Consider the following 26,639-nt stretch of genomic DNA (forward strand, 5'->3'; position numbering starts at 1 on the left):
GCATGAAGAAATTTTTTGCCTCAAGTGCATTCATCTGTTTTTTGACGCTGATGTGTCACTCAGCAGATGCAGGATCTCTTGGAATAAACAATGCCGATCTCCTAGACAGCATTCTTGTACGTTTTGCAAATACTGCATCAGGGTGGGGAAAGCGACTGGTTGAATTGGGCACCTGGTTATTTTGGGGATTAACCTTAATCAGTATGGTATGGACTTACGGGTTAATGGCTTTAAAAAAAGCGGATATTGGCGAATTTCTTGCTGAAACCGTACGCTTTTTTGCAACCACGGGTTTTTTCTTGTGGATTCTAAGAAATGGTCCTGCGATTGCAACGGCCATTATGGATTCGTGTCGAATGATGGCATCACAAGCCTCTGGACTTAATAAAGTGGTCTCCCCTTCAGGAATTATTGACATAGGTTTTGATATTGCATCCAAGGTAGTTGATAAATCATCCATTTGGTCTCCCGCCACATCCACTGTGGGCTTATTAATTGCCACCGTGATTCTTATCGTGCTGGCCTTAGTCAGTATCAATTTATTAATCATCCTGATTACCGGATGGATTCTGGCCTATGGCGGGGTGTTTTTATTAGGTTTTGGTGGTGGTCGTTGGACTCAGGACATTGCGATTAGTTATTACAAGATGGTTTTAGGCGTAGGTGTAGAGATGTTTGCCATGGTTCTTTTAGTCGGAATTGGCAAGTCCTTTATCGATCAATATTACGCTGCCATGGGTAATGACATGGCCTTTAAAGAACTGCTGGTGATGTTAGTCGTGGCCATCATTCTCTTACTTCTTATGGATAAAATCCCGTCTAAATTAGCCGCCATTGTAAGCGGTGGAGGAGGCGGTGGCGGCGGTATGGGTGGGTTTGGGCTTGGGGCTGCACTTGGTGCTGCTGGTATGGCCGGAGCCATGGCGTCCGGTGCTGCAGCTTCGGCAATGGGTGCGGCTACAAGCGCTGCAGGAGGAGGATCTGCCCTAAAAGCAGCGTTTCAAGCCGCTCAAAGCACTATGGCAGACAGTTCATCAGGAGGCGGTAGTTCCTCAGGACTTTCAGGTGGGAGCCTGGCAAGCGCCATGGGAGGTGCCAGTCGAATGGCAGCGCTTATGGGATCTCAATTAGCATCAGGGGCAGCTCAAACGGTCAAAGATAAATTCGATTCCATGAAAGAGTCCGCTTGCGCCCGGATTTCTGAAACCTTTGGTGGACAGGTCGCACAATCCATCAATGACATGAACGATAGCGGCTCAGGTGGAGAGAGCACGGTTCAAATGACAAAAGATGCCAGTAATGACAGCGCTCCTGATTTTAGTGGCGACAGTCTAGGTGCAGGTAACGTGGTGAGCATAGCCAGTCAGAATGAAGAAGTAGCTCATTTTGTCAATCAATCTCCACGTATTGATGCGGGGGATGAATGATAGCGATTGATTTACCTCCACAGATTGAAGAGCGCGTGGTGTGCTCCATTATGGCTGCCGTGAAATATGAAGTGCCTGCGAACATCGTTCTGGCTGTTGCTGAAAAAGAAGGGGGAACACCGAAACAGTGGGTTAAAAACAGCAATGGGACCTTTGATGTCGGCTCCATGCAATTTAATACCACCTACCTTAAAGATTTAAAAAAGTACGGCATTACCGCGGACGACGTAGCACAACCAGGCTGTTATTCCTTTGATTTAGCCGCTTGGCGCTTGCGTGGGCATTTGCGTCATGACTCTCAAGACTTATGGACCCGGGCTGCCAACTATCATTCCAGAACCCCTAAATACAACCAGATTTATAGGGAAGATTTAATTAAAAAAGCAGCCAAATGGGGGCAATGGTTAGAGGTGCGTTTTCCAACCTATGGCGTGACCCAACCGGGTAGTGCACCACTACGAGCCATTCATACCAGCATAGCGGTACCGCAACCGCTGAATAAACCAACTAAAAGTGAGACGGTTTACGTCAATCGTAACGCACTAAAGGCATTAGATGCCTTTTATACATCAAACCCGATGCGAGGTTTTTCATGAGACAACACAGCCAGTATAAAAGTGGTCCAGAAGGTAGGAATCACCAAGCACGACACAGCAAATCAATACCCTTATTAGCAATCGCCTCCCTTGCGACTGGCCTTCAAGCTGCCACTCAATACCTTGCTTATCTTTTTGATTATCAAGACGCTTTAGGTGCTTCATGGAACCATGTCTATCTACCCTGGTCAATTGTTACCTGGTGGCAACAAGGATATGTACTTTATCCCCAGCAGTTTACCACCGCAGGAAGTCTGGGTGCCATGCTCACAGCGGTTGGCTTAATAGGGTGTGCCATGTTGAAGCGGGTGGCGCAAAACTCATCAACAACCAATGCACATTTGCATGGCTCAGCCCGGTGGGCCAATCGAAAAGACATTATTGAATCAGGTCTTTTAGGTACCGAGGAAGGGGTTTATGTAGGAGCCTGGGAAGATAAAAACGGCCAGCTCCACTATTTACGCCATAATGGACCTGAGCACATTTTGACTTATGCCCCGACTCGCTCAGGAAAAGGACTGGGGTTAGTTTTGCCTACTTTACTGTCCTGGCCTCACAGCGCACTCATTACCGATTTAAAAGGGGAGCTTTGGGCGATGACCGCAGGATGGCGAAAAAATCACGCGAATAATAAAGTCATTCGCTTTGAGCCAGCTTCTTTAAAGGGTTCTGCCCGCTGGAATCCTCTGGATGAAATTCGAATTGGGACAGAATATGAAGTGGGTGATGTCCAAAATTTAGCAACGTTGATTGTTGATCCTGATGGCAAAGGCCTTGAGTCTCATTGGCAAAAAACCTCTCAAGCCTTATTAGTTGGTCTCATTCTTCATGCCTTATACAAACTAAAAAATGAGGCAATTCCTGCACATTTCCCAAACATCGACCGCATGTTGGCGGATACCCATCTCAGCGTTTCAGATTTATTGAAAGAAATGACGCAATATCCCCATCAAAATAACGTCACTCACCCAGTCATTCATGCAGCCGCTAGAGACATGATTGACCGGCCCGAAGAAGAAGCCGGCTCAGTATTATCCACCTTAAAATCCTATTTGTCACTTTATCGCGATCCGGTTGTTGCACGAAATGTTAGCGCATCTGATTTTAGCATCAAAGACTTAATGAACCATGACCAACCTGTAAGCCTTTATATTGTCACCCAACCAAACGATAAGGCACGTTTGCAGCCGCTAGTTCGCGTACTCATCAATATGAGCGTACGTTTACTGGCAGATAAAATGGAGTTTGAGCGCTTCCTTCCTGAAACCTCATTCTGGCAACGATTTTTAGTGCGCTGTACTCTGCGTCCTGAACCATCACACACGGTGCGTACCAAAAAAACCTACAAACACCGACTCTTAGGCATGATTGATGAATTTCCAAGCCTTGGAAAACTCGATATTCTGCAAGAGTCTCTTGCCTTTGTTGCAGGCTACGGCATTAAATTTTATCTGATTTGCCAGGACATTAATCAACTCAAAAGCCGTGAGAGGGGTTATGGTCCTGATGAAACCATTACCTCTAACTGTCACATTCAAAATGCATTTCCTCCTAACCGCCTTGAAACTGCTGAGCATCTATCAAAACTCACGGGACTTACAACCGTGATTAAAGAGCAAATCACCACCAGCGGCCGACGTGCGGGACTTATGTTAAGTCAAGTATCACGCACTATTGCCGAAGTACAACGTCCATTATTAACTGCCGATGAATGTTTACGCCTTCCTGGACCTAAAAAAAATTCAATGGGTCTGATTGAGCAGGCGGGGGACATGGTGGTTTATATGGCCGGATTTCCTATGATTTATGGTAAGCAGCCTTTGTACTTTAAAGATCCTGTTTTTACTGCTCGCGCAGCCCTTGCCCCTCCCGCAATAAGCGATACCTTGCGTCAGAGTCTTAGTACAAATGAGGAAATTCATTTATGAAACGACTGGCAAAAAAAGCAAGCATGATGGTGGCCATCGCAAGCTTAAGCTTCATTTTTTTAACTGGACTTCTCACTATCAGTGGCGCTCGGTTTAATACCTCCAGAAGTATTCCACTAGGGCTTTATTGGATAACCAAACACCCCATTCAAAAAGGAGAGTACGTTCTATTTTGTCCACCACAAAAAACCATCTTCCAAAAAGCATTAAAACGGGGATATATCCATTCTGGTTTTTGTTCTGGTGGCTTTGGTTACATGATGAAACGTGTTCTAGCTTCGCACAATGATGTCGTATCCATCAATCCATGGGGTGTCTGGGTAAACAATCGGTTCGTAGAACATAGTGTTCCGTATCCAACAGATGAGCAGGGGCGGCCATTGCCCGAACTGACTCTTCGCCAATACCCATTAAAGAATTCTGAATTACTGCTGATGACCGACCAAAACGATCTGTCCTTTGATGCGCGGTATTTTGGCCTCATAAAGCGTTCTCAGGTTAAGGCGGTTATTAAGCCCATCCTCACTTGGGGATCTACTTCTTAAAAAGGAACAAACCATGCGTTTATTTATTGCAGAAAAACCATCCGTGGCTAGTGCTCTAGCCCAAGAGCTTGGAGTAACGGGTAAAGGGGAGGGCTATATTGAATGTGGCACTGATAAAATCACCTGGTGTTTTGGCCACATGCTGGAATTAGCTGAGCCTGATGAGTACACCGCCAATGACGTTCCAAGGCATCCTAAAACCGATAAAAAAATATGGCGAGTTGATGAGCTGCCCATCATCCCAGCAACCTGGATTATAAAACCCAAAGATGAGGCAAAAAAACAACTTAAAATCATTGGGCAATTGCTCAAAGAGGCACAGCTCATTGTTAATGCTGGAGACTCCGACAGGGAAGGGCAGCTCTTGATTGATGAAATCTTAGAATACTTCAATAACCAAAAGCCTGTAGTTCGTTTTTGGGTGTCTGCTCATGATTCCATCTCATTGCAACGCGGATTCGCGTCCATGAAAGACAATGCACACTATAAAGGATTAAGTCTGGCCGCACTCAGTCGAAGCCGTGCGGATTGGTTAATTGGCATGAATTTAAGTCGTGCTTATACCTTAAGTGCTCAGCGTGGCGGGTGTAATACTTTACTGACGGTGGGACGCGTACAAACACCGACCCTGGCCTTGGTTGTTGCCAGGGACCGAGAAATTGAGGCCTTTAAATCAAAGGATTATCATACCATCAAGGCTGCGTTCCAGGTTGAAAACCATGCCTTTTTAGCGACCTTTCATGCAGATGAACATCAGCAAGGTTTAGATTCTGAAGGTCGTTTGATTGATCCTGATATTGCCAATCAAATCCTTAGTCAAGTGACAGGCTACTCGGGATTAATTACCCAATACACCAAAGAACCAAAGAAGAAAAACCATCCCCGCGCTTACTCTCTATCCGATATTACCCTAAGTGCCTCCCAAAAATGGGGCTATACAGCTTCTGAAGTACTTGATGCCTGCCAATCCTTATATGAGACGCACAAACTCACAAGCTACCCCAGAACCGATTGTGGGTTTTTACCCGAATCCCAACTCAATGATGCACCAAAGGTTTTAGAGGCTCTAAAACAGGTTAATCCTGAGTTGACTGCACTTATTGAACGGTGTGATACGTCCATTAAATCAAACACCTGGGATGACAGCAAAGTAGGGGCGCATTATGGAATTATCCCAACTCAGCATCTAGGCAACAGCACCAGATTAAATGAAAAAGAACGAGTTGTTTATGATTTAATTGTCCGCGCCTATCTTGCCCAATTCTACCCCTTACATGAATACCTGAGCACCACAGTTCACATTGAAGTGAATGGTATGACCTTTAAAACCTCTGGAACAACCATTATTCATAACGGCTGGCGTGATGTATATGCCGTTGTAGATGAAGAAGAAACCGTCGGGACTAATGAACAGCAAAACCTGCCTGCAATGAGGGTAAATGAGGCTGTGACATGCTTAAAAGCCACCCGAATCGATGCCAAAACCAAGCCACCAGGTCGATTCACTGAAGGGACCCTGCAACGAGCGATGGAAAACATCCATAGATATATCGTAGGAGAAGAACATAAAAAAATGCTCAAAGAGGGTGATGGAATTGGCACATCAGCAACTCGTGCATCCATTATTTCAGAATTAAAACGTCGTGATTTTTTGGAAACAAAAGGACGAACTATTCTCAGTACTTCATTAGGAAAAAGCATCATTGATGCACTTCCCGAAGTGGTCAAAAGCCCAATTCTAACTGCCATTAATGAGCGTATTTTAAAAGACATGGAAGAGGATGAAACCCTTTCTATGGGATTCATTGAACGGCAAACCCAGTTTGTAAAGGAATGGGTAAAAAAAGCGAATGGTAAAGCCATTCACATATCAGGAGCTAAAAACGCGCTGACCATTTCCCATCATTACAGCTGCTCAGTGTGTGGCAAAGGACTTGTTCGACGACCTGGGAAAAAAGGATTTTGGTGGTCCTGTAGCGCTTATCCGCAATGCAAAGAGAGCTATCCCGATGCAAAAGGAAAACCCGCTTATACCCCTAAAAAATCAATATAAACAAGAGGAACACTTCATGAAAAAACACTTATTTCTTTTAAATATTTGGTTTGGTTTATTGGCTTACAGCACTGTTGCCACATCAAGTCCTGCTTCCACAGAATATGTGAACAGCAAAATTAAAGAAGCTGTTGATACGATTCTCATCCAAGTGGCTAAGGAAAGCCAAAAAACGGAGTCTAAAATCAATGCGATTCCAGTGGTCACGCTCCACGAGGTAGGGGAGTCCTATCAAGGGGGGATTGTTTTTTGGGTTGATGAAACCCGACAACACGGGCTAATCGTTGCCAAAATCGATGCAAATCAAGGTGTCGGTATGTCATGGCAAAATGGAGAAAGTGGCGACAAAACAACGAATGCTCTTGGCAACGGAGTTTATGCAGGTCTATCCAACACCCACTTAATCGTGAGTCAACAAACCATTGACGATCAGGAAGGGCGTTTTGCAGCATTGATCGCTCAAAGTTTTTCTGTCCTATCCGATGGGGTTTCTGCGTGCACTGAGAATGAATTATGTTATGGCAACTGGTATTTGCCCTCATTAAACGAATTACATCTTCTAAGAGCCAATCTTTATGACAAAGGGCTTGGAAATTTTTCACCCAATCTTTATTGGTCCTCAACGGAAGCAAGCGTCAACCAATCGTTCGCTTTAGATTGGATCACTGGTGAATCAAGTTCTCTTGATAAATCAAGTACTGAGCCTAAGGTTCGCCCCATTCATTCTTTTTAATTTTAATGAGGAAATCATGAACAAATCAATTCTTACCATAATGTTATTAACCAGTCTAAATGCCCATGCCAGTCACACCGGACTTTGGCGAGCAATAGGTGCATTAGGCGGGCAAATATCGGCCCTTCAAGCTCAAGTCAACCAGCTTCCACAACCCATTCATTATCAGGCAGGTCCAGGAATTGAAATTCAAGGTGCTGTAATCACTGCCAAATTATCCAATCAGCACCATATTGGCGAAGAATATCGCGGCGGTATTGTTTTTTATGTCGATGAAACAGGCCAACACGGATTGATTGCCAGCAAAAGAGATGTTCTAAGCGATGGAGTGCAATGGCGAAATGGGCCCTCAGGAAACAAAGTAACCAATGCACGAGCAGATGGAATAGGCGCTGGAGAAACCAATACACGAGTCATTATTGCAGAGCAAACGATTGATAATCAAAAAGGAACGTTTGCAGCCCTAAAAGCCGTATCCTTTCAAGTTCTAAGTAATGGAATAACGCCCTGCCAGACCCCAATTGCCAATGACAGCATGTGCTATGGCGGATGGTATTTGCCAGGTGCTTTTGAATTACAACTCATGCACACCCATTTACAAGAAGCCAACCTGTCCTCCTTTGCGCCAGACCTATATTGGAGTTCAACAGAAGCAAGTGCGTCCAAAGCCTGGCTCATTAATTTTTCGACCGGAGAATTGGTTGCCAGTGACAAATCCAACACGAATGCTCGGGTTCGCGCTATATCCCATTTTTAATAAATGAAACTAAAAAGGATTAAAAAATGAAAAAAATACATCTGTTGTTTGCCTTGTTGTGTGTTTATCTGCATCCATCCTATGCGTGTTCAGATTGTGACATGCCCTTAAGTTGGGGGTTTTCTGGTAGCTTGGGCCTCACTCATTATGATTCTGTATATAACAATGATGGACAAAGCGTCATGGGAAGATTGAGCTTGAATACCCAATACAATCTGTCTAGTTTTTTTGCTCTTGGAATAGACGCAGGAATACAAAATGGCAATACCATGCGTTTGGATATTCCTCAATCAACCCTGGATGAATTAGGAGGCGAGCCAGTCAGCATCCTTGTTAAACCGATGATAGATATTCTGGTAACAGCACAAATTACTCCTTTTGAAGACGAGCGAATATTTGGTTTTCTCAAAGGAGGAGTGGCCTATCGACAAGCTCAAGTCGATAGAAATGAAGTCAATGATTTATCTCAAATCAGTCCAGAGCTTCAAGCAGGAATAGGCTATAAATTAAACGACAATTTAACCCTACATATAGAGTATCAACAGGTATTTGGAGGCAATCCCGACTATCAGGTGGATTCTTTAACCGAAACGGCGCGTATCACTAATATTCCTACTCAACAAGCAGTATTACTTGGACTTTCAATCCTTATTTAATCCGTAAAAATGAATTAGAGCGTTTCAAAACTAGCGGCAAATTACTAATCAAAGGAGTTAACTCATGAACCCGAAAACCCAAACACCAAATGACCGTCATTTAAACGTGAAAGCCAATGAAACTCAAGTGTTGTCTGAAAAACTGCTTGATGCACTCACCCCAGGGCTGCAAGTGGAATTTGATCCTGATGAAGCGATGAAAGCTGGCGCCTTCATTGAGGACGCATTAACTGAAGCGGATGCCAAAGACAGCTGTTTTGATGAAATGGATATCTTCAATGCAGGTACTAAAGACATAAACATTATCGGGAAGGATCAATAATGAATAAAAAACCGTTTCATGAAGTGATCGCTGAACGATTAATTCAGCAGTTAAAGCAAGGAACAGCTCCATGGCAAAGACCATGGGAACCAGGTGCTCCCAATGCGTTTATACCGATGAACCCAATCACCGGAAAACGTTATAAAGGAATAAATGCTATTGCACTAATGGCCCAGGATTATCGCGATCCGCGTTGGATGACCTACAAACAAGCAGAAGAGGCTCAAGCGCAAGTGCGAAAAGGCGAAAAAGGTTCCGCTATTCAATATTGGAAATTTACCGAAGAACAGATCAAAAAAGATGAGCAAGGTAAACCAGTACTGGATCCTCATGGTAAGCCCGTTAAAATTGAAATTCGCCTTGAGCGGCCACGAGTGTTTTATGCCACCGTATTTAATGCAGAACAAATTGATGGATTACCTCCACGCACTCAAAAGGAAATCGCCTGGAATTCCATCGACCGGGCTGAACAGATTCTAAGTTCATCTGGAGCTGCTATTTTACATGGTGAGAACAACCGCGCGTTTTATAGACCCTCCACGGATACCATCCATCTGCCTGACAAAAGCCAATTCTTAAGCGCAGATAATTATTATGCGGTTGCTTTGCATGAACTCGGCCATTGGACTGGGCATTCAACACGAATGGACAGGGATTTGATTCATCCTTTTGGAAGTGATGGCTATGCCAAAGAAGAATTGCGGGCTGAAATTACCAGCATGATTTTAGGGGATGAATTGGGGATTGGTCACGATCCAGATCAACATGCAACTTATATCGAGTCTTGGATTAAAGTATTACATGACGATCCATTGGAACTGTTTCGTGCTGCTGCAGAGGCTGAAAAAATGCAACAATTCATTCTATCTTTCGAACTAAAACAAGAACAAGTACAAAATACCAATCACCCTTTGCCAAACGAGCTGGAAAACAAAATGACATTGGCAAATGAAGTAGAACCTGTAAATCATGATTATCATTTAAATGAAAATCCACCCACCTTAGACGATGAGATTGCCACGCTCAATAAAGCTCAAAGTCAACTCCAAACCCAAGCCCCAACCAACCAAACTCCAGTCACCAATAAGTCTGCAGAGAATGAAAAAATCTGGCTCGATATTCCCTTTAAACAAAAAGAAGTAGCTAAAGAACTAGCGGGTGTTCTTCCCGATGGCAAAAAAGCCATTGCATGGGATAAAGAATATTCTCGCTGGTTTGCTCACCCTGGTGCTAATTTAGAACTCTTAAAACCTTGGATTACTAGCCCACAGCTTGATACTGGCTCTAAAGCTCAAGATATCGAGCCATCACAAATCGCCACTGAAAAAACATGGCTTGCTGTACCATACGAGCAAAGAGAAGCGGTCAAACATATTGCAGGAAGGCTTGAGGACGGTAAAAAGGCAGTAGAGTGGGATAAGGCCGCAAAATGCTGGTTTGCACACATTGGCACCAATTTAGAACCTTTAAAACCCTGGATTTTAAACACAAACCTAGAACGGCAACAGCCTGCCTTAACACCTGAGCAGGAATTTTCCGATATATTGAAAAGTATCGGCAGTATTGTTACAGGCGAACATCCTATTATGGATGGAAAAAAACATCGAATCAGCGTTGAAGGGGATAAAAAAGGTGAAAAGTCAGGGTTTTATGTGGGGCATCTTGATGGTCATCCTGCGGGTTATGTTAAAAATAACCGCACGGGTATTGAGACAAAATGGAAAAGTAAGGGCTACTCATTAACTGATGCAGAGCGGGCCAAATTGCATGCACTTGCAGCCACAAAAATTAAAAAACGGGCCGAGGAACAAAGGCAAGACCAGGAAGAAGCGGCCAAACGAGTAAGCAAACAATTATCCGATTTAGTACTCATAACAACCCCAACGCCTTATTTACAGACCAAAAAAATCGAACCCCATTCTGAAATATTCACAGATGTTAACGGACAAACGACTTATATTCCTGCAACCGATGCAAGTGGCAAACTATGGACTATGCAATACATTAAAGAAGATGGGACCAAACGATTTGCTAAAAACTCTCGCAAGGAAGGATGCTTTCATGCTTTGGGCGGGCTTAACGCATTAGCCGAAGCTCCTGCCCTTGTAATCGCAGAAGGGTTTGCTACTGCTGCAAGCATCTCTCAAGAACTTGGGTTTGCTACAATTTCGGCCTTTGATGCAGGAAACTTAGAGCCAGTAGCGAGGGCTTTGCAAGAACAATTTCCTGATAAACCCATTATTATTATGGGGGATGATGATAAGCATCTTGAAATAAATCAAGGAATTAATCCAGGAAGAAGCAAAGCGCTTGACGCTGCAAAGGCCGTTAATGGCATTGCCTTGTTTCCAATTTTTGCACCTGGTGAACAGGCAGGAGATCCAAAGTCATTTAGCGACTTTAACGATTTGGCATCCAAAAGTGTATTGGGCTCTGAGGGAGTAAAACGCCAGATTAAACCTATTGTCGATAAAATAATTCAAAAAAAGGAAACGTCTATTATAGAGCAGAAAGAAATCAAAATGACCAGGCATCAACACAGCACGTTGACGTTATAAAATCATATTATCCAAAGGGTTCCTTGCAAAGAATCCTTTGGAGGATTATCGAGTCACATGAAAATTCAATCTTCATCCTCGTGCGTCTTCCACTATTGAGTTTTTGGACAATGCCATACTTTTGTCTATTTTTGCTAATCACGACTCTTTTTATGTAGTTGTCGAATCACTACTTGGTGTGCACCTAAGCTTAGGATTAGTTCATTTTTAGGGTATTTGTGGGTAAAGACAGTCCTTGTGGACAAATCAGTTAACTCAAACTTGATTTGTTACCTAAATTAGGGTACAATTATAGAAAAATAAGATGATTGCAATGAATACTTGTAAAGTCACCATTAGTGAACAGGCAAAAAAGGACTTAAAAAAAGTACCTCAGTATATTGCCATCAAGTTGTATCAATGGGTTGAATCAGTATCTCATGATGGGTTATTAGAAGTTAGAAAAATTTCTAGCTACCACGATGAGCCATTACAGGGTAAAAGAAAGGGACAGCGTTCTATTCGATTAAATAAGGCTTATCGGGCTATTTATGAATTAAAGACTAATGGGCAAATGGAACTTGTTGAAGTGATGGAGGTAAATAAACATGATTACTAACGAAAGCAAAGAAGCACTTGCTTATCTGGAGTCCCTAATAGGCAAAAAACCGACTCTTGGAGATCATTTATTGGCAATTCGTCAGGGTGAAGAAATGACGCAAGCCGCTTTTGCCAAACAACTAGGGGTTTCTCGTCATTATTTATGTGACATCGAGCATAATCGCCGCTACGTAAGTCCTAAAGCTGCTGCTGAATTTGCTGATAAACTAGGATATTCAAGCAAACAGTTTGTGCGTTTGTGCTTGCAAGACATGCTTAATCGAGAAGGCTTAGATTTATTGGTTGACATTCAAAGTGCGGCTTAAATAAAAACATTTAGTAAGTTACTAATAACAGGGGGTTCTATAATAGAGCCCCTTGCGGTTGAAAGAAAAATGGATTTAAATTGCACTCTTTAGGCCAAAATAAATGATTAATTCAATCAAATGGATTCGTGGTTTTTTTCTGAAAAGCTGAATATTATCTTCTTCAAGAAGAAATACCCGTTATATAAAGCAAAATACACCCAATACATCCAAGCCAAATCAATCCATGAGGCGCCTTTGGGGCTGTTCTCAATCATCTTATATAGTGGGAATTTCTGTTCTATTCCAAACAGAATTATTGTAAGAAACACACCCACCATTGGAGAAAAAATCGATTTGAAAGGTTGTTTTTTATTCATAAAATTCAGTCCCTATAATAATTTTCACAGATTAACCTACATTATCTGTTGCGCCCTCTTGATGCAATGGTGCCTCTTGCGGTTAACTTGACCATCTCACCAACAGACAACCTCTTCATTCGATGAGCTGTGTCCGAATCAATGGGCAATACCACAATGACATTATCTCGCTTTAAAAGAGCCAACAGTTCACCATCGATTTGACGAATCCCTGCAAACTGCATAAGCCCCTCATCATTTTTATTATACCGTCTATGCTTAGGAATGTCGGCTATTTTTTGACGCTTTAATTCACGCTCAGCAATGTATTTGTCTGCAGCATCCGAAATAAAATTTACTGCTCCTGGCCTAGATACATTCCGTCGCAGCCCGTCATCTGATTGGGTTCTTTGGTGCTCCAGGTGACCAGGTACATGACTCGGCAATAACACTTCACATCGAGTGGAGAACTGAACCATACCGAGTTGGGACAAGTCTCGCAAACGGTTTTTACTTTCGGGCGGCGGTTGCTGTCCAATGCGCCCAAGGTAGGGCTTGGGTGTCCCGCCAGAACTTGATTTTCTTCTGGTTCTTCTGCTGTCAGGGTTGATGACTCTGATTGATCCAACGTTCTCATTACTGCCTCGATTTGTTCCTCTGCCGTTAAGATCAGATTGTCTTCTTGATTCATGATTATTTTCCTTTGGTTTTGGGTTTTTTATTAACTGTTGACGTTGTAACTCAAGTTGTTCGTTATCAAACCTAAGGTTTAATTTTAACTGTGCTGCAACATTGACGACCTGCTCTTTAAACACATCACTTCCTTTGACAGTAATGCATTCACCATAACGATTCATGGCCATGTGCAAGGCGGTCGCAATTCCTTCTTCGGAAGAACCACGTGACATATTAATCAGCTCCCCGTCATCCCTAATCGCAGAAGTTCCCACGCGATAAATGATGGTTCCTGTTTTAGTAATATTATCGTTTTTTATCTTAAGGTTAGGCTCACCACTTTGCATTCCTTGCCCCGTAACAACATTCCCTTTAAGATTTTGGCGTACTTCACGAGAACGCAGTGCATTAAGCGCATCGGCATCGCCTTCTAGGGCTTTTAATTTCAACCAATCAGCCCAGGTGCTGCGCTGATATTTAAGATAAATGGATTCACGTTCTTTCGCATACTTCTTTCTTGCTTCTTCAATATTGGATTGAACTGCTTGACTGGTCAGAGCATAAAGAGCTTTCTTGGTAACAGGAGTTCCACACAATAATTTAATTGCCGCACGCTTTAACCGACCGCCTCGCTTCGCTGATTCGATCAGTTGTTTTTTCCGTGTGCGAGCACGAGAAAGCTCAGAGGCACAATTAAATTTGGCGTGGTTCTGTTCCTCTTGATACCTGGCGTAAAGAATCGAGGTATTTATTTTCATGTGAACAGGTTTGAGTGAATAATGAATACCTTGCTCAATAGAAAGAGTTTCAAGCTGATCTAGCCTATACAAACGATTTTGACTACGCGGTGGTGGATTATGTCCCACTTTTGCAACCCTTGCGTTTTTAGCTAGGGGAGGTGCGAGGTCTGGGTGAGTCGATGTATTGTTTTCAAAAGACCCAAATACTTTTTCAAGCTTCGCTTTAGAAAAATCACGTGATACTGAGCTTGCCTTAACACCAATTCCTAAACCATCCACAATCACTAAACCACTACCTCGCACGCGTAGTTCAAGACCGTGTTGCGCCAATACATGATGAAACTGGGACCAATTATTAGCGGCCTTAAGTTGCTCCAAGCACTCAGATTTAATCCAGTTTAAAAGACTCCCGATACCCGCATGATGCTCCATATCATCCGCTCGATTCTCAGAACCCACCTTATGAGGAATATGATTCACCTGTTGCAGACCGTGTTCGATTTCAAGCAGTGTGGCAATCTCACCCATTTTTTTATAGGCAAGATAAGGCTCATTCAAGGTATAACGCGTGGGATGGATTTTATTGATGCCCACATGAATATGAAAATTATCCGTATCATAATGCACCACACTAATTCGTTGATGCTCCCCTAAACCCACGGAAGAACAAACCCTCTGCTCAATATCCTTTAATACGTCAGCTGATGGAATTTCTCCTGCAGGAAAGGAAATTAAAAGATGATAGGTTTTATCACCTTTTGCACGCTGATTCAGTTCTTGCGTTGCCTGTATTTCATGGATTGCCCATTCAATCTCATTGCTCTGGCAATTTGTAATGCGAATTTCGCCAACACGTTCCTGTTTGCCATGTTCATTAGTCATATACTGGATGAGTCCTGCAAAGTTACTTTTCCTAATAACTTTCATTGGAATGTGTCTGACTATCATGTACTAACCCCCTGCAGCGCTTTTGGCTATAAACACGTTCATAGCTTGTTCACTACTTCAAGCATGGCTGCCTGGGTTGCTTTGATACGCTCTAATACGACAGTTATTGTTTTGGGCTCAATATGAGCTAGCCGCTCATCATTGGTAAGCCACAACTTGAGCAGACCACCCAAGCGACCTAAATCAGCATTTATTTTAGAAAGTTCGATGATGTGCTGTTGGTCGATGGAACTCTTTATTTCATAACCTAGAGCCAAACGACGAAGATATACAGCGGTGGCCAATCCCGCATGTGCCGCGTTTTCTTTGATTATTTGCTCTTCCTCTGGAAGTACGGGAATTCGAAGCCGTCGGACGTGTTTTCTGCTGAGTCTTGTTTCGCTGTTGTTCATCGTAATACCTTTTTTCAAGCGTTGTCCTGACATTAAAACGGCGGCAGCCGTTAGCCTCGCAAGAGCAAGATTTCCGTTGAGCACCGAAGGTGCGAATAAGGAAGGATGTGAAGTGGATACCCAGCTCGCTGGGTGGCCATCTTCACCTATCTTGCCCTGTTTTTTAAATCCATTACGCCAAGAAATAATACCACGGTGCATTCGATTTATCCTTGTTTTTTATAGGAAAAATTAATTTTAGCGAAGGTCATATGAAAAACGGGGTTAATAGGTTTATAATCGAATTTGAACTGATGTTAGTTGACATGAAATTGACATTTAATTGATTTTATAACAGGTAACTAATTGATATGGGAACATCCTATACAGACCAGCTGGCCAAGTGGGTCAAGGAAAAAAAATCAACACCTCGCAATAAGAATTTGGTGGCCTTCTTAGCTGTTCGAGCTGATATAAAAGAAGCGCTTGATGCGGGATATCCAGTTAAAACCGTGTGGGAAAACATGCATGAGTTAAAGCGAATTGAATTTGGTTATGACACCTTTTTGAATTATGTGAATCGCCAAATTCGTCGGCCACAAGCAAATCAACCAACCCCTCAAGTTGAACCCGAGTCATCCCAAACATCAAAGGACAATAAATCCAAATTACCAGACGACCACACAAAAAAAACAACGAAACCAGGAACACTGTCAGGCTTTACCTTTAATCCAGTACCCAATGCAGAGGAATTATTTTAATGGCTAAAATTAATATGGTCTTGCAAGGAAAAGGAGGGGTCGGAAAATCCTTCGTAGCATCAACACTGGCACAGTATATGAAAAACGAGGGGGAAGAGCCTCTTTGTATCGATACCGATCCGGTTAACACCACTTTTTCGGGCTATAAAGCACTGAATGTTACCCGACTGCAAATAATGGATGGCGATGAAATTAACTCTCGTCACTTTGATGACCTCATTGAACTGATTGCGCCAACAACCCATGACGTCATAATTGACAATGGAGCAAGCTCCTTCGTACCACTGTCACATTACTTAATCAGCAGCAACATCCCTTCACTGTTGGCTGAAATGGGGCATGAGCTGGTAGTTCATACCGTCATTACGGGTGGGCAAGCCATGCAAGACACTGTGAATGGTTTTTCACAACTTGCCAGCCAGTTCCCAGAAAATGCTTTATTTGTAGTTTGGCTAAACTCTTACTGGGGACCAGTGCAACACGAAGGTAAAGACTTCGAACAAATGAAAACCTACAAAGAAAACAAAGAAAAGATTTCCGCAATAATTCATATACCGGCACTTAAAGAAGAGACTTTTGGTCGTGATGTATCCGAAATGCTTCAAGAACGTCTTACTTTTAGCGAAGCCATCGCTTCACCCGCTCGAACTATCATGACAAGGCAACGTCTCAAAATAGTGCGAGACGAACTTTTTAATCAACTAACCAATGCGGTAGTAATGTAATGGCCGATCAATTCGAATCACTCATTAACGAGGTTGCCATAAAACATGGGGTTGTCCTTGGACGAGACGATCCCATTCTTATATTGCAGACCATGAATGCCAAGCTGATGGAAGACAACGCTAAAACACAACAACTCATGCTCCATCAATACAAAGAGGAATTAGAGGGGATCGCTTTACGCTGGGGAAATGAGGCAAAAGAAAAATCAGAGAGGATATTAAATTCTTCACTTGCTGCAAGCAAAGAAGCGATGGCAAACGTACTTCAAGAAAGCGCAAAAAGCACTGCCATCAGCATTCACAATAGCATTGAAAAATTGCTTTTTCGTACGGAAGGATTATTGCGTCGTACCGAACGAATCGCCATGTTCAACCTTGCTGCATCAGCATGTACGCTTCTAGCTGTAGGCGCTGTGATACTTGGTTTGTTTCGGTAAAAAAAAGATCTATTTTGGCCTATTGGAAAGAGTATAACAAAAGATTGAGTAGTGAAATCTTTAAATTGCTTAGTAGAGATTGAAATAATAGTCCAATTAACTGCTGCACGATAAAAGGAGCCTCCCATGTTTGAACGTATCAACTTACTTATCACAACCCATGAATTTGGCTTTCAATCCTGGTTTGACAACTATGGCAAAGGGGTATGGGCCTGCGTGTCACCCAATGAATTTCTTTTGGATGAAATTAGAAGTTCAACTAGCGGTGGAGACTGTGCGATGATCGATGCAGCAGATTATTTTGATACTACTGATTGGCTGCCATTTGTAACAGGAAATGACTTTATCGATGCGATGAATACGCTTGAAAATCTCTTAGCTACCATTCCATCGAATATGCTTCATAGAGACTCAACCTGGTCCTCGTCTATTAGTAGGGTGCTGAGTAATTTACAAGAGATGCGACGTACAAATAACTTTAATTTATATAAAAGTGTGCCTCGAACATTGGATGAATTGCTTTCTCATCCTGAAATAATTGATGAATTGAAAATAGAACGATGAATAATTCAATTTATCCAAGTTAGCTCAGTGCTACTAAACGACCCCTTGTATACTAATTTAAAAGTTGCTCACCACGTTTAAAAATATATTTAATCAAATGTATTCTGCAAAATTGAATTAACAAGCAACCAGTAATAATACCCACCGCCGCAAAAAATCTATGATCCGATAACCAGAAAGGGCCACTTAAATATAAAAATTCAAACAATAAGTACATTGAAATGGTAATCGAAAAAAACAGGCAAGCACGTTTTATGGAAGTAGAAAAAATATAATATAAAGTTGGCAATATGGTTGCCATGCAAAGTGCAAAAATACGCATTGCCCCAATACTATCCATGTCCCTTCTCCTCTTTATATTTAGCTAAATCAGTTAGCAATTAATTAAATTTAATCACCTAACTACAGCCAGGTAGCTAGGTGATAAGCTTATTTTAAAAGCACAGCTTCAGCAGTAGTTTGTGCCAGTCCTGTCGTAATATGAGTAATTCCATTAGCTCCCATTGAAGCTGCTTGTTTTTTTAATTCAGACATTATCGATTCTTGAGAAATGGTCATACCAATCATATTATAATTCGAAGCGGATACTCTACCCACAACAGTATGGTGTTTTGGTATTGAAGATTTTGAATGATAGATCTTTACTTGATCTGGGCTAATTGGCTTTAAATGTCGGTTAGTAGTTGTTGTAACTGCATCTCCATTCCCCATAGTCGCTTTGATATCAGTCGTATTGCATCCCGTTAAAACAATGGCCGATACTGCAACTGCGTTCATTAACATGAATCTTATTTTCATTTGTGTTCTCCATCTTTGTATTGTGGTGTATTAGGTGATAAAGAGTATCTCAAAAAACTTATATCCTGGCGCAACATGCACACAAAAAGTCTTAATTAAAATTAACTACATCGTCTATTCCTCAGGGAGTATGCCATCATCTTGCGTTGGCCACGCTTGTATCGGATGGTGTCCAAAACAAAATAAATCGGTAAAGAAGTTTTTCGCACAATCTCTCTAATCATTTTCAATGTCCTTTGTAAAATATGATATATCGAATACAGTATTATTATATCACTTACGGCATTCGATGCAAGCCATATTTGACATTTTTATATCATATTTGAGATAATAATTTTATTAAAGATATTTTCAGAGGATTTATATTGAGTACTATGGACTGGAATAAATTAGCTTCTGGGATGCTTAAAGCCGAATTAAAACGACGCAACATCAGTTATGAGCAACTTGTTACCCTGCTCAACGCAATTGATGTACACGAAACTCACGCCAGTATATTAAATAAAATGAGCCGTGGTGCCTTTCAATTTGCTTTCTTTTTGCAATGCGCTGCTGCAATTGGAATAACCAATTTACGACTGGATGATCTGGCGCAAACAACATCCGATGCCAAATCACGTTAGTTAAGATAAGGCCTCTTGAGTATTCTCGAATCTAAAAATGAGCCTGAAATAGTACCGATGCCGCAGTTAACTTAACAGGGCGGCCTCTACTCTACAGCCCTAAACTCTCAGCCCACGTAGGCTCAACATTAAATTAGTTAATAAACGGAAAACAAGTCCTACTTGTGCTGATGTACTCTTTTTATAATGCCGATGACGGTCAAAAATTTTTGGAACAATCGAATACCGCTAACTTTGTTGATGCGCTAAACGTGCTGGATGATGAAGGACGAAAAATCATATCACAATTATGGATGAAACATAGTAGCTGGTAGTAAGTATGTAATCAGCCCCTAAACATACTAATTCAAGGGTTGATTATTAGCTCCATAAATAGGTCAATTAATCTCAAGTCAATTTATGTCTATTCCTAACCTTTTTACCCTTATCTCATTTAAAAGAGATTCTTTTGCTATTTTTTGCAAAGCAAAGTGAACTTTTTCTGATATTATTCGGTAACTCTCTTTTGAATTACGTGAAGATATAAATATCGACAATGCTTTGTAGTATTTATCTATCTGCCCCCTCTTAAGAGATTTGAAAAAAGTATAGTATTCTTCAATTGTTCCTAAAGCCAAGGCATCCTCATGTTCTGGTGACCAACTATTATTGTATGCCATATGTTCAATTGCCTGGACAAGTGAAATTTCAGGCTGAAGCTTATTATTTAACGCCTCAATAGCATCCTTGAATTGCTCATCTTTTAGTTGATTAAAATAATAACAATTATCACTGTTAATAATTATTTTATTCACACTAAGATATTGAATATAATCATTCATTATTTCTTCAGCGAGAGCATTTTGCTGAATTTGTCTAAAAATTGAAATAATATAATCAATGTCATTGATTGACATATATTGTTTGTATTGAAAATATCCTAATTTTAAATCCTTGATAACCTGCTGTTCATTGTCATTAAAGCCATCAGACAAAGAGTCCCAAATATTGTAAGAAGCCTCTTTTGCCTTATCCTTAATTATTTGGCAGTTAACATTTTTAACTTCGGCAACTAGCTCTTGTTCATTAAAAAATCCGGTTTTAACACCCTGCGCTATAATAAAATCAAGGTTTGTCATTCCATAAAAAAGGTATTTATGAAGAAACTCTTTTTGCTCCTTAATGTTATTAATACCTGAATCGTTTGATGAGAACAATTTCGGCAAGTCTTTTCCTTTTTCAATCAAAAATTCCAAGGTAGGTATATGCTTACCAACAATGTACTGACAATAACAAAATAAGCAGAGCGATTTAATAAGCTTATCCCATGTCTCATCCTCAAGATCGAAAACTATCGTCTGAAGATTTTCAGATAAAGTATTAATTGTTTTAATAACACGCATATTCGTCAGATTAAGGCTCGTAAGATAACTTGAAATTAATTTTTTATGAGGATTGGTTTCAGAAATAATAGAGTTGCAACATTCCACTGAGGATACGTTCAGCTGTACACGCTTATCTATCACCTTTTCATTAAGCTCGCTGAATTTATCATCATTCATCTTGTCAGAATTATAAATAACGATTATTTTGCAGTTTCGTTTTTCTTTTAAAAAATTGATATATCCTAAAATCTCATTAACCGTTAAGGACTCTCCTTTTCTCTCAATGTCATCAATACATATTACTGCATCTTTAATAGCCATACTCATTGTATGATCTATAAGAGGACTAAACGATTTTATCAAAGGTATACATTTTGCAATCGTTGGGGCTTTTTTGTTCCAATATCCTTTTTTCCGCAACTCTATCGTAGAGGTTAAATTACTGATAAAGGTTTTTATAGAAGGTTCATTTTCGCCAATTAAATCAGTACTGATCATATTTTCAAAAATTGATGTTTTCAGGTTTGCGAGTGAATTGATACCAAATAGTGACACATATGAATATGATTTGTAGCAGTCAGGAATCATTGTACGTTTGTTTTTGATTACGTCATTCCATATATAAGTTTTTCCTACACCCCAACTACCGTATACAGCAAGAACTTCTGAACTTTTTAATTCTAAAAAAGCACCTATATTTTTTTCGATGATATTTCTTGACATGGTTTTTTATCTAACCCATAAGTATTATTTATGACTTTCTATATAACTAAGTGCTGCATCAGCTAAAAATGAAGAGCGATTTTTTACAGCATGATTTTTAGAGTACAAATCAATAAGATTTAATACGCGCTCTGGAATAGTGATATTAATGCGTTTTGATTTGCCTGATATTTGACTTAAATCAATATCAATAAATGCCCACACTCCACCTTGAAATTCTTCCTCATTTATCCAATGATCAATTGTAGAGCCTACTGGAATGGACTCATTGTCCATTAACAACCCTTCTAAATGACATTCAATTGCCTCAATGACGTTAGTTAATGCCTCATCATAAGTAGCTCCAGCAGAATAACATCCAGGAATATCTGGGACACTTACGCCATAATCACTGTGTTCGTCTTTATGTATTACTACAGGATATCTCATTTTATATCCTCCTTATTAATTCCAGCTTGTTTAAAAATACTAGCTACCGTTTTAACGGGTAAATCCTTTTTAGGATGAGGCACAGTCACCCTACCCTTTTTTGTTGGATGCTTAAATTGGCAATGACTCCCCTTCTGGTGACACTTCACCCAACCATCGCGTTCTATTATTTTTATTATTTCTGCGCTTTTCATACCTGTAATTATACACACTATACACACAAATTCAAGGGAGCGAGATTCATATCACATGGGTACACTTTAGTGAAAGGCAGAAAACAAGAGGGTTATATCTATCATATGATTTAAATATTTACTTTTGATAGATGACTTCCAGAGCATCTCGATTTAATTGATAATACAGATTGCACGTTCCTGTTTCAAATTTCAACCAACATCAAAGACATCCTCTTATTTTCAAAAGTGGGTGTCCTCAATGCCAGAAGGGGTTACAATGTCCGCCACAATATAATCTTCTGGATTAAACTTATAATGCCATTTTTCAGTTTTTTTTTCTTTTCTGGCATATCTCTAGTGAATCTCTCAATATTGCCAACCTCTTCTCTCTGCCACTTCGAGCTTAAATATGCAATGAAAAAAAGCTCATGTTTTTGACCAACCAAGTTATTAATGTTTACTACGTATATATTAATCTTTATACTTGCCCAAAATTAACTCGCTAATTAATAGCGATCAAATTGACCCAAGGAAATAAAAATAACAGTAGGGAACACGTTAACAAAGCAAAGGGTGTTCTATGAAAAAATCAATACTAATACTTGCTCTTATATTTTCATCCCAATGGGTTTGTGCTAATACTATTACACAAAACTGGATTGATGATTTTAGTTCCCAAAATCAATACACAAAAGATGACTGCCTTACTGCGCTGAGCAAAATAAAAAAAAGTGCATTTCAGCGAGGGCAAGTAGATTTTAGAACAACTGTAGAAAATCTTAATAAGCAATATTTAACAAAAGAAGACTGTTTCGCTGATTTAAATATAGAAAAACTTTTAGAACTTAAACGCATAGCGATTGCCTCAAAAGATTGCAAATATAACAAAGGTGAATACTCTTATAACAGGTGTGAAGAAGCAGCCAAAGTTGGATTGCCTGTAAACTATATTCCAATTCCCACCAGAGTTAATAAAATAGAGGCAATAGGTGCACTCACTCTTGCAAAGTTTAAATTGGAAGATGCTGCTAATACGGTTTTTTCAAATTTGAATATAACAATAATATCTCTTGTACTAATCATTGTACTGTTGTTTATTATATATAAAAAAGTAAGCATCTTAACGAAGCAACTTAAACTCAATTAAACAAATTTATTCTGCCCTAATTTGTCGGAAATTAGTTGATCAGAATATATATGCTTATTCCACGAGATCGTAGAATTAAATTTAAGTCATTGGTTCATATGGCTACCTCGGTATTAAATTGAAAAGGGGTTCGCAGTCTATAATTAAAAATATTAACTTAATTTGTTTATTATATGGAACTGCAATTAGGCGTAGATATTGATTTTTTTGAAAAAGTTTTAATAAGAACATTAGAACAGGAGATCTTTCATAATCTCTCATCAGTGATAGAACATGCATTAAAACTATCTATTGGAAACTACCTGTCAAAATTCAACCATTTAATTAAAAATGATGTCATTTCAGACACTGTTATTAAATGCATAATACCAACGACATTAACTCATGGATTTGGTTTTAATTTTCTTGATAGAAAACTTACTTTTAATCTTTCAACACAATTAAAAATAAAAAAATCCGAACAAGGCAAAATTTATTTTAACCCTTTAATTGTTGGGGTAAACATGGAATTTTTCCCGATTAAATCAGGTTATATTACTAATAATGGAAATTTTGAATCCGATTCACTTGCAACTTTATGCCCCCAACGTCTCTTAGTTCGTTTTATGAATGGTAACACAATAAGTAATAATTACTTTCATGAGATAGAATTCACCAGAATAGTAAAAAAGGATGTTTTAATTAAATCATTGAAAACACAAACAAATATTTATATTAACAGGTTAAAGTTCTCTATTAATGTTCCCAATGTTCTAAATCACCTTTCTTCAGAATTAATAAATAAATTAAATAATAAATTCATCCCGGAGTGGTTTTATCTTTGTGATTTCGCAATTTTTAATAGTAAACATCAAGAGATTACATATTTTAATTATATTTCTGGTAAAAGATATATATGTTCGTGTTCAAAAGAATTCCACGATCATCTTTTAAAGTCAAACCCTCCAACAGAGAGAAAAGATAATCTTTTGATGCTATCTGACATTGTATACTTACCTAGATATAAGAACATATGTCATTTATGCGTTTTACAAAAGGATGGATTTGATGAATGTATTATTAAATATGGAATTCCAGATAAGAAGTTAAAATATTGTTTTGATCCCATTTCATTTTATTATATGAAGGATCCTAAATATAGTTGGATTTATCATAATTTAGAATATGTATTCAAGAAGCCTAGATGGATCAATGAAAATAAGATGTTCTTATTTGCTAAGACATTACTTCCTGAGTATAAGATTATACGAGAAGCTAGTCCTAGTTGGTTGGGCAATCAGAGTCTCGATGTATATTTTCCTGAAATTGCTTTGGCATTAGAATATCAGGGTAAACAACATTTAGAACCTGTTAATTTTTTTGGCGGAGAAACTTCATTTCTAAAAAATAAAGAAAGAGATTTAAGAAAAAATGAACTGTGTCAAAAAAATAATGTTACTGTTGTTTATATTTATTATAATGAAAATCTGACATTAGATTTAATGAAAAGAAAATTAAATAATTTTATTAAAAAACTTCGTAATAATTAAAAAAAATGCCTGATTCAATATTTTCCATAAAATTTTAGTTTTCGAATAGCTCTTCAATGGTTGACTGCATCTCGTCTTGACTTGGCTTTGCATAACGAAAAATTTCTTTAATGGATACGTTCCCACTCAATTCCTGCGCAAAATGAACTCCGTGTCTATCCGTAACCTTCTTCAAAAAGGTATGGCGAAGTTTATGAGGTGTAAATGCAAACTTTTCTTGCTCGGGTAAAAAGGCCAAGGCTTGCTTCAACACCCGTTGGCAAATCCTATAAACATCCAAGGTTTTTAAGCGCTTCCCATATCTTGTTATAAATAAAGGCTCTTCATCCTGTCCACCCCTTTTTTCTAAATACACATCCAAATAATCCCTGCTCTCTTGGGGTAGTGGAATTTTTTGACTGATTCGTTTTGACTTATGGCGTAGCACATCATAGAGCCCTTTTTGCCGGTATTGCCCTACATTTAAAGAAACCACTTCTGATTCACGAAGCCCTGTACCCATGAGCAAATAAAATAAAGCGGCCTCCATGACAGGATTTTGATTTTTACGCGTGCAACTTTTAATTCGTTGTTCACAGGCAGATTTTAAACGCATTAACTGTCTTGAGGTTAATCCATTCCAATTAGGCGCATCGGTTTGTAAATCTTTGACTTGCGCTAAAGGGTCGCCAGCCAATAAAGGGCGTTGTTGATGGAGCCATCGACCGACATGCCGGATGGTTGCCATCGTTCGATTGATAGATGTTGCCTTATACGGTTTTCCCGTTTTCTCTGAAATAGTTTTTACTAAATTTTTTTGAAACTGTTTACTCACCGCTGGAGTCCAACTATCGACTAGATCATGCCCTACTTCGGCTTGGAAAAACTGAGCGAATTTGGACATGTCTTTCATTTTGGCTTGTTCGGTTTTTTCAGGTGCCCCTTTGACATGCACTGAATAATAATAAGTCAGCCATGCAGATAAGGAATTGGTATCAAAATGCACATCTAGGGGATGGAAAATCTTATCTATCACAAACTTTTGATTTTTCACATTTTGGCGATCCAGTAACTCCATATGTTCCCTTTTTAATTTTTTCTCAATTATACCCTGTTTGTGAAAGATAAGGTACGTTATCTAGCCCAAACATTATCATATCTGTCCAATACCATAAATACCCTTCTACCCTCTAAAATTGTTCTGGATAAAAACTCAGCTCACCTTATAATAGCGCATCAGGCTATAACCCGGATTTAATGATGAACATCAATCAATTAGACGTAGAAGATAAAATAATCGAAATCAGAAAAAAACATGTCATTATTGATAGTGATGTCGCTCAGCTATATGGTGTAGAAACGAAAAGAATTAACGAAGCCGTAAGCAGAAATCCAGAAAAATTTCCTGAAGGTTATTTGGTAGAACTTAATGAAAACGAAAAACAAGAGGTGGTCGCAAATTGCGACCACCTCGCTTCTCTAAAGTTCTCACCCAATTTGCCTAAAGCGTTCACTGAAAAAGGCCTTTATATGCTGGCTACTATATTAAAAAGCCCTAAGGCAACGGAAACTACTTTAGCCATTATTGAAACTTTTACGAAAGTAAGAGAAATATCACGCACTATTAAAGCACTACCGCAAACACCGCAAAATTCACCCAAATACCAAGAGCTTATGCAAAAAACAGGTGATCTAATTTCAGATCTAGTGGTTCCTGATGACCTCGACACATCAGAAACTGAAGCAAGCATAGAAGTTAATCTTGCTATTGTAAAATTCAAATATTCAGTCAAGAAAAAAAATAAGTGATATTTTATTAAAAATTAAGCATT

At 39.6% G+C, this 26,639-nt stretch carries 30 protein-coding genes; 21 read left to right on the plus strand and 9 right to left on the minus strand.

Going from position 1 to position 26,639, the window contains the following annotated elements:
* Positions 1 to 2: 2 nt before the first annotated feature.
* From trbL to Lqua_RS14875, 12 genes are all read left to right on the plus strand, one after another.
* Complete coding sequence (gene trbL, locus Lqua_RS14820) at positions 3 to 1,427, plus strand: P-type conjugative transfer protein TrbL (RefSeq protein ID WP_058475064.1); 1,425 nt, start codon at positions 3 to 5, stop codon at positions 1,425 to 1,427.
* Positions 1,424 to 2,023: a transglycosylase SLT domain-containing protein gene (locus Lqua_RS14825; RefSeq protein WP_058475065.1), complete on the plus strand. Its 600-nt coding sequence runs from the start codon at positions 1,424 to 1,426 to the stop codon at positions 2,021 to 2,023. Before trbL ends, Lqua_RS14825 begins: the two co-directional genes overlap by 4 nt.
* Positions 2,020 to 3,951 carry a type IV secretory system conjugative DNA transfer family protein gene (locus Lqua_RS14830; RefSeq protein WP_058475066.1) on the plus strand — a complete coding sequence of 644 codons (1,932 nt, stop codon included), beginning with the start codon at positions 2,020 to 2,022 and terminating at the stop codon, positions 3,949 to 3,951. The genes Lqua_RS14825 and Lqua_RS14830 overlap by 4 nt, the downstream gene beginning before the upstream one ends.
* Entirely contained in the window at positions 3,948 to 4,496 is a 549-nt protein-coding gene (gene traF / locus Lqua_RS14835) for a conjugative transfer signal peptidase TraF (RefSeq protein WP_058475067.1), read from the plus strand. The genes Lqua_RS14830 and traF overlap by 4 nt, the downstream gene beginning before the upstream one ends.
* Before the next feature lie 13 nt (positions 4,497 to 4,509).
* Positions 4,510 to 6,549 carry a DNA topoisomerase 3 gene (locus Lqua_RS14840; protein ID WP_058475068.1) on the plus strand — a complete coding sequence of 680 codons (2,040 nt, stop codon included), beginning with the start codon at positions 4,510 to 4,512 and terminating at the stop codon, positions 6,547 to 6,549.
* A gap of 16 nt (positions 6,550 to 6,565) precedes the next feature.
* Positions 6,566 to 7,282 (plus strand): Lcl C-terminal domain-containing protein, encoded by a 717-nt coding sequence (locus Lqua_RS14845; RefSeq protein WP_058475110.1) that lies wholly within the window; start codon positions 6,566 to 6,568, stop codon positions 7,280 to 7,282.
* A gap of 16 nt (positions 7,283 to 7,298) precedes the next feature.
* Positions 7,299 to 8,039 carry an Lcl C-terminal domain-containing protein gene (locus Lqua_RS14850; protein WP_058475069.1) on the plus strand — a complete coding sequence of 247 codons (741 nt, stop codon included), beginning with the start codon at positions 7,299 to 7,301 and terminating at the stop codon, positions 8,037 to 8,039.
* Between the two features lie 26 nt (positions 8,040 to 8,065).
* On the plus strand, positions 8,066 to 8,695 hold the full coding sequence (locus tag Lqua_RS14855) for an outer membrane protein (RefSeq protein WP_058475070.1): 630 nt from the start codon (positions 8,066 to 8,068) through the stop codon (positions 8,693 to 8,695).
* A 64-nt stretch (positions 8,696 to 8,759) separates the two neighbouring features.
* Complete coding sequence (locus tag Lqua_RS14860; RefSeq protein WP_058475071.1) at positions 8,760 to 9,017, plus strand: hypothetical protein; 258 nt, start codon at positions 8,760 to 8,762, stop codon at positions 9,015 to 9,017.
* Positions 9,017 to 11,575, plus strand: a complete 2,559-nt coding sequence (locus Lqua_RS14865) for a zincin-like metallopeptidase domain-containing protein (protein WP_058475072.1) — start codon at positions 9,017 to 9,019, stop codon at positions 11,573 to 11,575. The genes Lqua_RS14860 and Lqua_RS14865 overlap by 1 nt, the downstream gene beginning before the upstream one ends.
* A gap of 313 nt (positions 11,576 to 11,888) precedes the next feature.
* Positions 11,889 to 12,173 (plus strand): type II toxin-antitoxin system RelE family toxin, encoded by a 285-nt coding sequence (locus tag Lqua_RS14870; RefSeq protein ID WP_058475111.1) that lies wholly within the window; start codon positions 11,889 to 11,891, stop codon positions 12,171 to 12,173.
* Entirely contained in the window at positions 12,163 to 12,480 is a 318-nt protein-coding gene (locus Lqua_RS14875) for a helix-turn-helix transcriptional regulator (RefSeq protein ID WP_058475073.1), read from the plus strand. Before Lqua_RS14870 ends, Lqua_RS14875 begins: the two co-directional genes overlap by 11 nt.
* Positions 12,481 to 12,596: 116 nt before the next feature.
* On the opposite strand, the gene Lqua_RS14880 is transcribed toward Lqua_RS14875, so the two are convergent.
* From Lqua_RS14880 to traJ, 3 genes are read right to left on the minus strand one after another with little or no spacing between them, the layout of a single operon-like run.
* Positions 12,597 to 12,839 carry a hypothetical protein gene (locus Lqua_RS14880; protein WP_058475074.1) on the minus strand — a complete coding sequence of 81 codons (243 nt, stop codon included), beginning with the start codon at positions 12,837 to 12,839 and terminating at the stop codon, positions 12,597 to 12,599.
* A gap of 41 nt (positions 12,840 to 12,880) precedes the next feature.
* A complete protein-coding gene (traI, locus tag Lqua_RS14885) occupies positions 12,881 to 15,181 on the minus strand; it encodes a TraI/MobA(P) family conjugative relaxase (RefSeq protein WP_058475075.1) in 2,301 nt (766 codons plus the stop codon).
* 38 nt (positions 15,182 to 15,219) lie between these two features.
* Complete coding sequence (gene traJ, locus Lqua_RS14890; RefSeq protein WP_058475112.1) at positions 15,220 to 15,573, minus strand: conjugal transfer transcriptional regulator TraJ; 354 nt, start codon at positions 15,571 to 15,573, stop codon at positions 15,220 to 15,222.
* A 350-nt stretch (positions 15,574 to 15,923) separates the two neighbouring features.
* Between traJ and Lqua_RS14895 the strand changes: the two genes are divergently transcribed.
* The 4 genes from Lqua_RS14895 to Lqua_RS14910 all read left to right on the plus strand — a co-directional run bounded on the left by Lqua_RS14895 (position 15,924) and on the right by Lqua_RS14910 (position 18,039).
* Positions 15,924 to 16,313, plus strand: coding sequence for a TraK family protein (locus Lqua_RS14895; RefSeq protein ID WP_058475076.1), 390 nt, complete (start codon positions 15,924 to 15,926; stop codon positions 16,311 to 16,313).
* Positions 16,313 to 17,038 (plus strand): nucleotide-binding protein, encoded by a 726-nt coding sequence (locus Lqua_RS14900; RefSeq protein WP_058475077.1) that lies wholly within the window; start codon positions 16,313 to 16,315, stop codon positions 17,036 to 17,038. The genes Lqua_RS14895 and Lqua_RS14900 overlap by 1 nt, the downstream gene beginning before the upstream one ends.
* Positions 17,038 to 17,475 (plus strand): conjugal transfer protein TraM, encoded by a 438-nt coding sequence (locus Lqua_RS14905; RefSeq protein WP_058475078.1) that lies wholly within the window; start codon positions 17,038 to 17,040, stop codon positions 17,473 to 17,475. The genes Lqua_RS14900 and Lqua_RS14905 overlap by 1 nt, the downstream gene beginning before the upstream one ends.
* Positions 17,476 to 17,601: 126 nt before the next feature.
* Entirely contained in the window at positions 17,602 to 18,039 is a 438-nt protein-coding gene (locus Lqua_RS14910) for a hypothetical protein (RefSeq protein WP_058475079.1), read from the plus strand.
* A gap of 52 nt (positions 18,040 to 18,091) precedes the next feature.
* Here Lqua_RS14910 and Lqua_RS14915 read toward each other — a convergent pair whose 3' ends face one another.
* Both Lqua_RS14915 and Lqua_RS14920 read right to left on the minus strand, forming a co-directional pair.
* A complete protein-coding gene (locus tag Lqua_RS14915) occupies positions 18,092 to 18,379 on the minus strand; it encodes a hypothetical protein (protein ID WP_058475080.1) in 288 nt (95 codons plus the stop codon).
* Between the two features lie 89 nt (positions 18,380 to 18,468).
* On the minus strand, positions 18,469 to 18,837 hold the full coding sequence (locus Lqua_RS14920; RefSeq protein WP_058475081.1) for a hypothetical protein: 369 nt from the start codon (positions 18,835 to 18,837) through the stop codon (positions 18,469 to 18,471).
* A 374-nt stretch (positions 18,838 to 19,211) separates the two neighbouring features.
* On the opposite strand from Lqua_RS14920, the gene Lqua_RS14925 reads away from it, so the two are divergent.
* Entirely contained in the window at positions 19,212 to 19,460 is a 249-nt protein-coding gene (locus tag Lqua_RS14925) for a DUF6471 domain-containing protein (protein WP_058475082.1), read from the plus strand.
* Positions 19,461 to 19,630: 170 nt separating this feature from the next.
* The gene (locus Lqua_RS18265; protein WP_162264410.1) at positions 19,631 to 19,774 is read left to right on the plus strand and encodes a hypothetical protein; all 144 of its coding nucleotides are present in this window, start codon (positions 19,631 to 19,633) and stop codon (positions 19,772 to 19,774) included.
* A 78-nt stretch (positions 19,775 to 19,852) separates the two neighbouring features.
* Here Lqua_RS18265 and Lqua_RS14930 read toward each other — a convergent pair whose 3' ends face one another.
* From Lqua_RS14930 to Lqua_RS14940, 3 genes are read right to left on the minus strand one after another with little or no spacing between them, the layout of a single operon-like run.
* Positions 19,853 to 21,547 (minus strand): P-loop NTPase fold protein, encoded by a 1,695-nt coding sequence (locus Lqua_RS14930; protein ID WP_058475083.1) that lies wholly within the window; start codon positions 21,545 to 21,547, stop codon positions 19,853 to 19,855.
* Positions 21,548 to 21,571: 24 nt separating this feature from the next.
* On the minus strand, positions 21,572 to 21,976 hold the full coding sequence (locus Lqua_RS14935; RefSeq protein ID WP_058475084.1) for a type II toxin-antitoxin system HicB family antitoxin: 405 nt from the start codon (positions 21,974 to 21,976) through the stop codon (positions 21,572 to 21,574).
* The gene (locus Lqua_RS14940) at positions 21,973 to 22,170 is read right to left on the minus strand and encodes a type II toxin-antitoxin system HicA family toxin (protein ID WP_058475085.1); all 198 of its coding nucleotides are present in this window, start codon (positions 22,168 to 22,170) and stop codon (positions 21,973 to 21,975) included. Before Lqua_RS14940 ends, Lqua_RS14935 begins: the two co-directional genes overlap by 4 nt.
* Before the next feature lie 562 nt (positions 22,171 to 22,732).
* Between Lqua_RS14940 and Lqua_RS14945 the strand changes: the two genes are divergently transcribed.
* Positions 22,733 to 23,299 (plus strand): hypothetical protein, encoded by a 567-nt coding sequence (locus Lqua_RS14945; RefSeq protein WP_058475086.1) that lies wholly within the window; start codon positions 22,733 to 22,735, stop codon positions 23,297 to 23,299.
* Between the two features lie 173 nt (positions 23,300 to 23,472).
* A complete protein-coding gene (locus tag Lqua_RS14950) occupies positions 23,473 to 24,828 on the plus strand; it encodes a hypothetical protein (RefSeq protein ID WP_058475087.1) in 1,356 nt (451 codons plus the stop codon).
* Between the two features lie 34 nt (positions 24,829 to 24,862).
* On the opposite strand, the gene Lqua_RS14955 is transcribed toward Lqua_RS14950, so the two are convergent.
* Positions 24,863 to 25,885 (minus strand): tyrosine-type recombinase/integrase, encoded by a 1,023-nt coding sequence (locus Lqua_RS14955; protein ID WP_058475088.1) that lies wholly within the window; start codon positions 25,883 to 25,885, stop codon positions 24,863 to 24,865.
* Between the two features lie 179 nt (positions 25,886 to 26,064).
* Between Lqua_RS14955 and Lqua_RS14960 the strand changes: the two genes are divergently transcribed.
* Positions 26,065 to 26,616 carry an ORF6N domain-containing protein gene (locus Lqua_RS14960; RefSeq protein ID WP_058475089.1) on the plus strand — a complete coding sequence of 184 codons (552 nt, stop codon included), beginning with the start codon at positions 26,065 to 26,067 and terminating at the stop codon, positions 26,614 to 26,616.
* The last annotated feature ends 23 nt before the right edge of the window (positions 26,617 to 26,639 follow it).

It is taken from the genome of Legionella quateirensis (assembly GCF_001467955.1).
In the GTDB taxonomy this organism is placed as follows: domain Bacteria; phylum Pseudomonadota; class Gammaproteobacteria; order Legionellales; family Legionellaceae; genus Legionella; species Legionella quateirensis.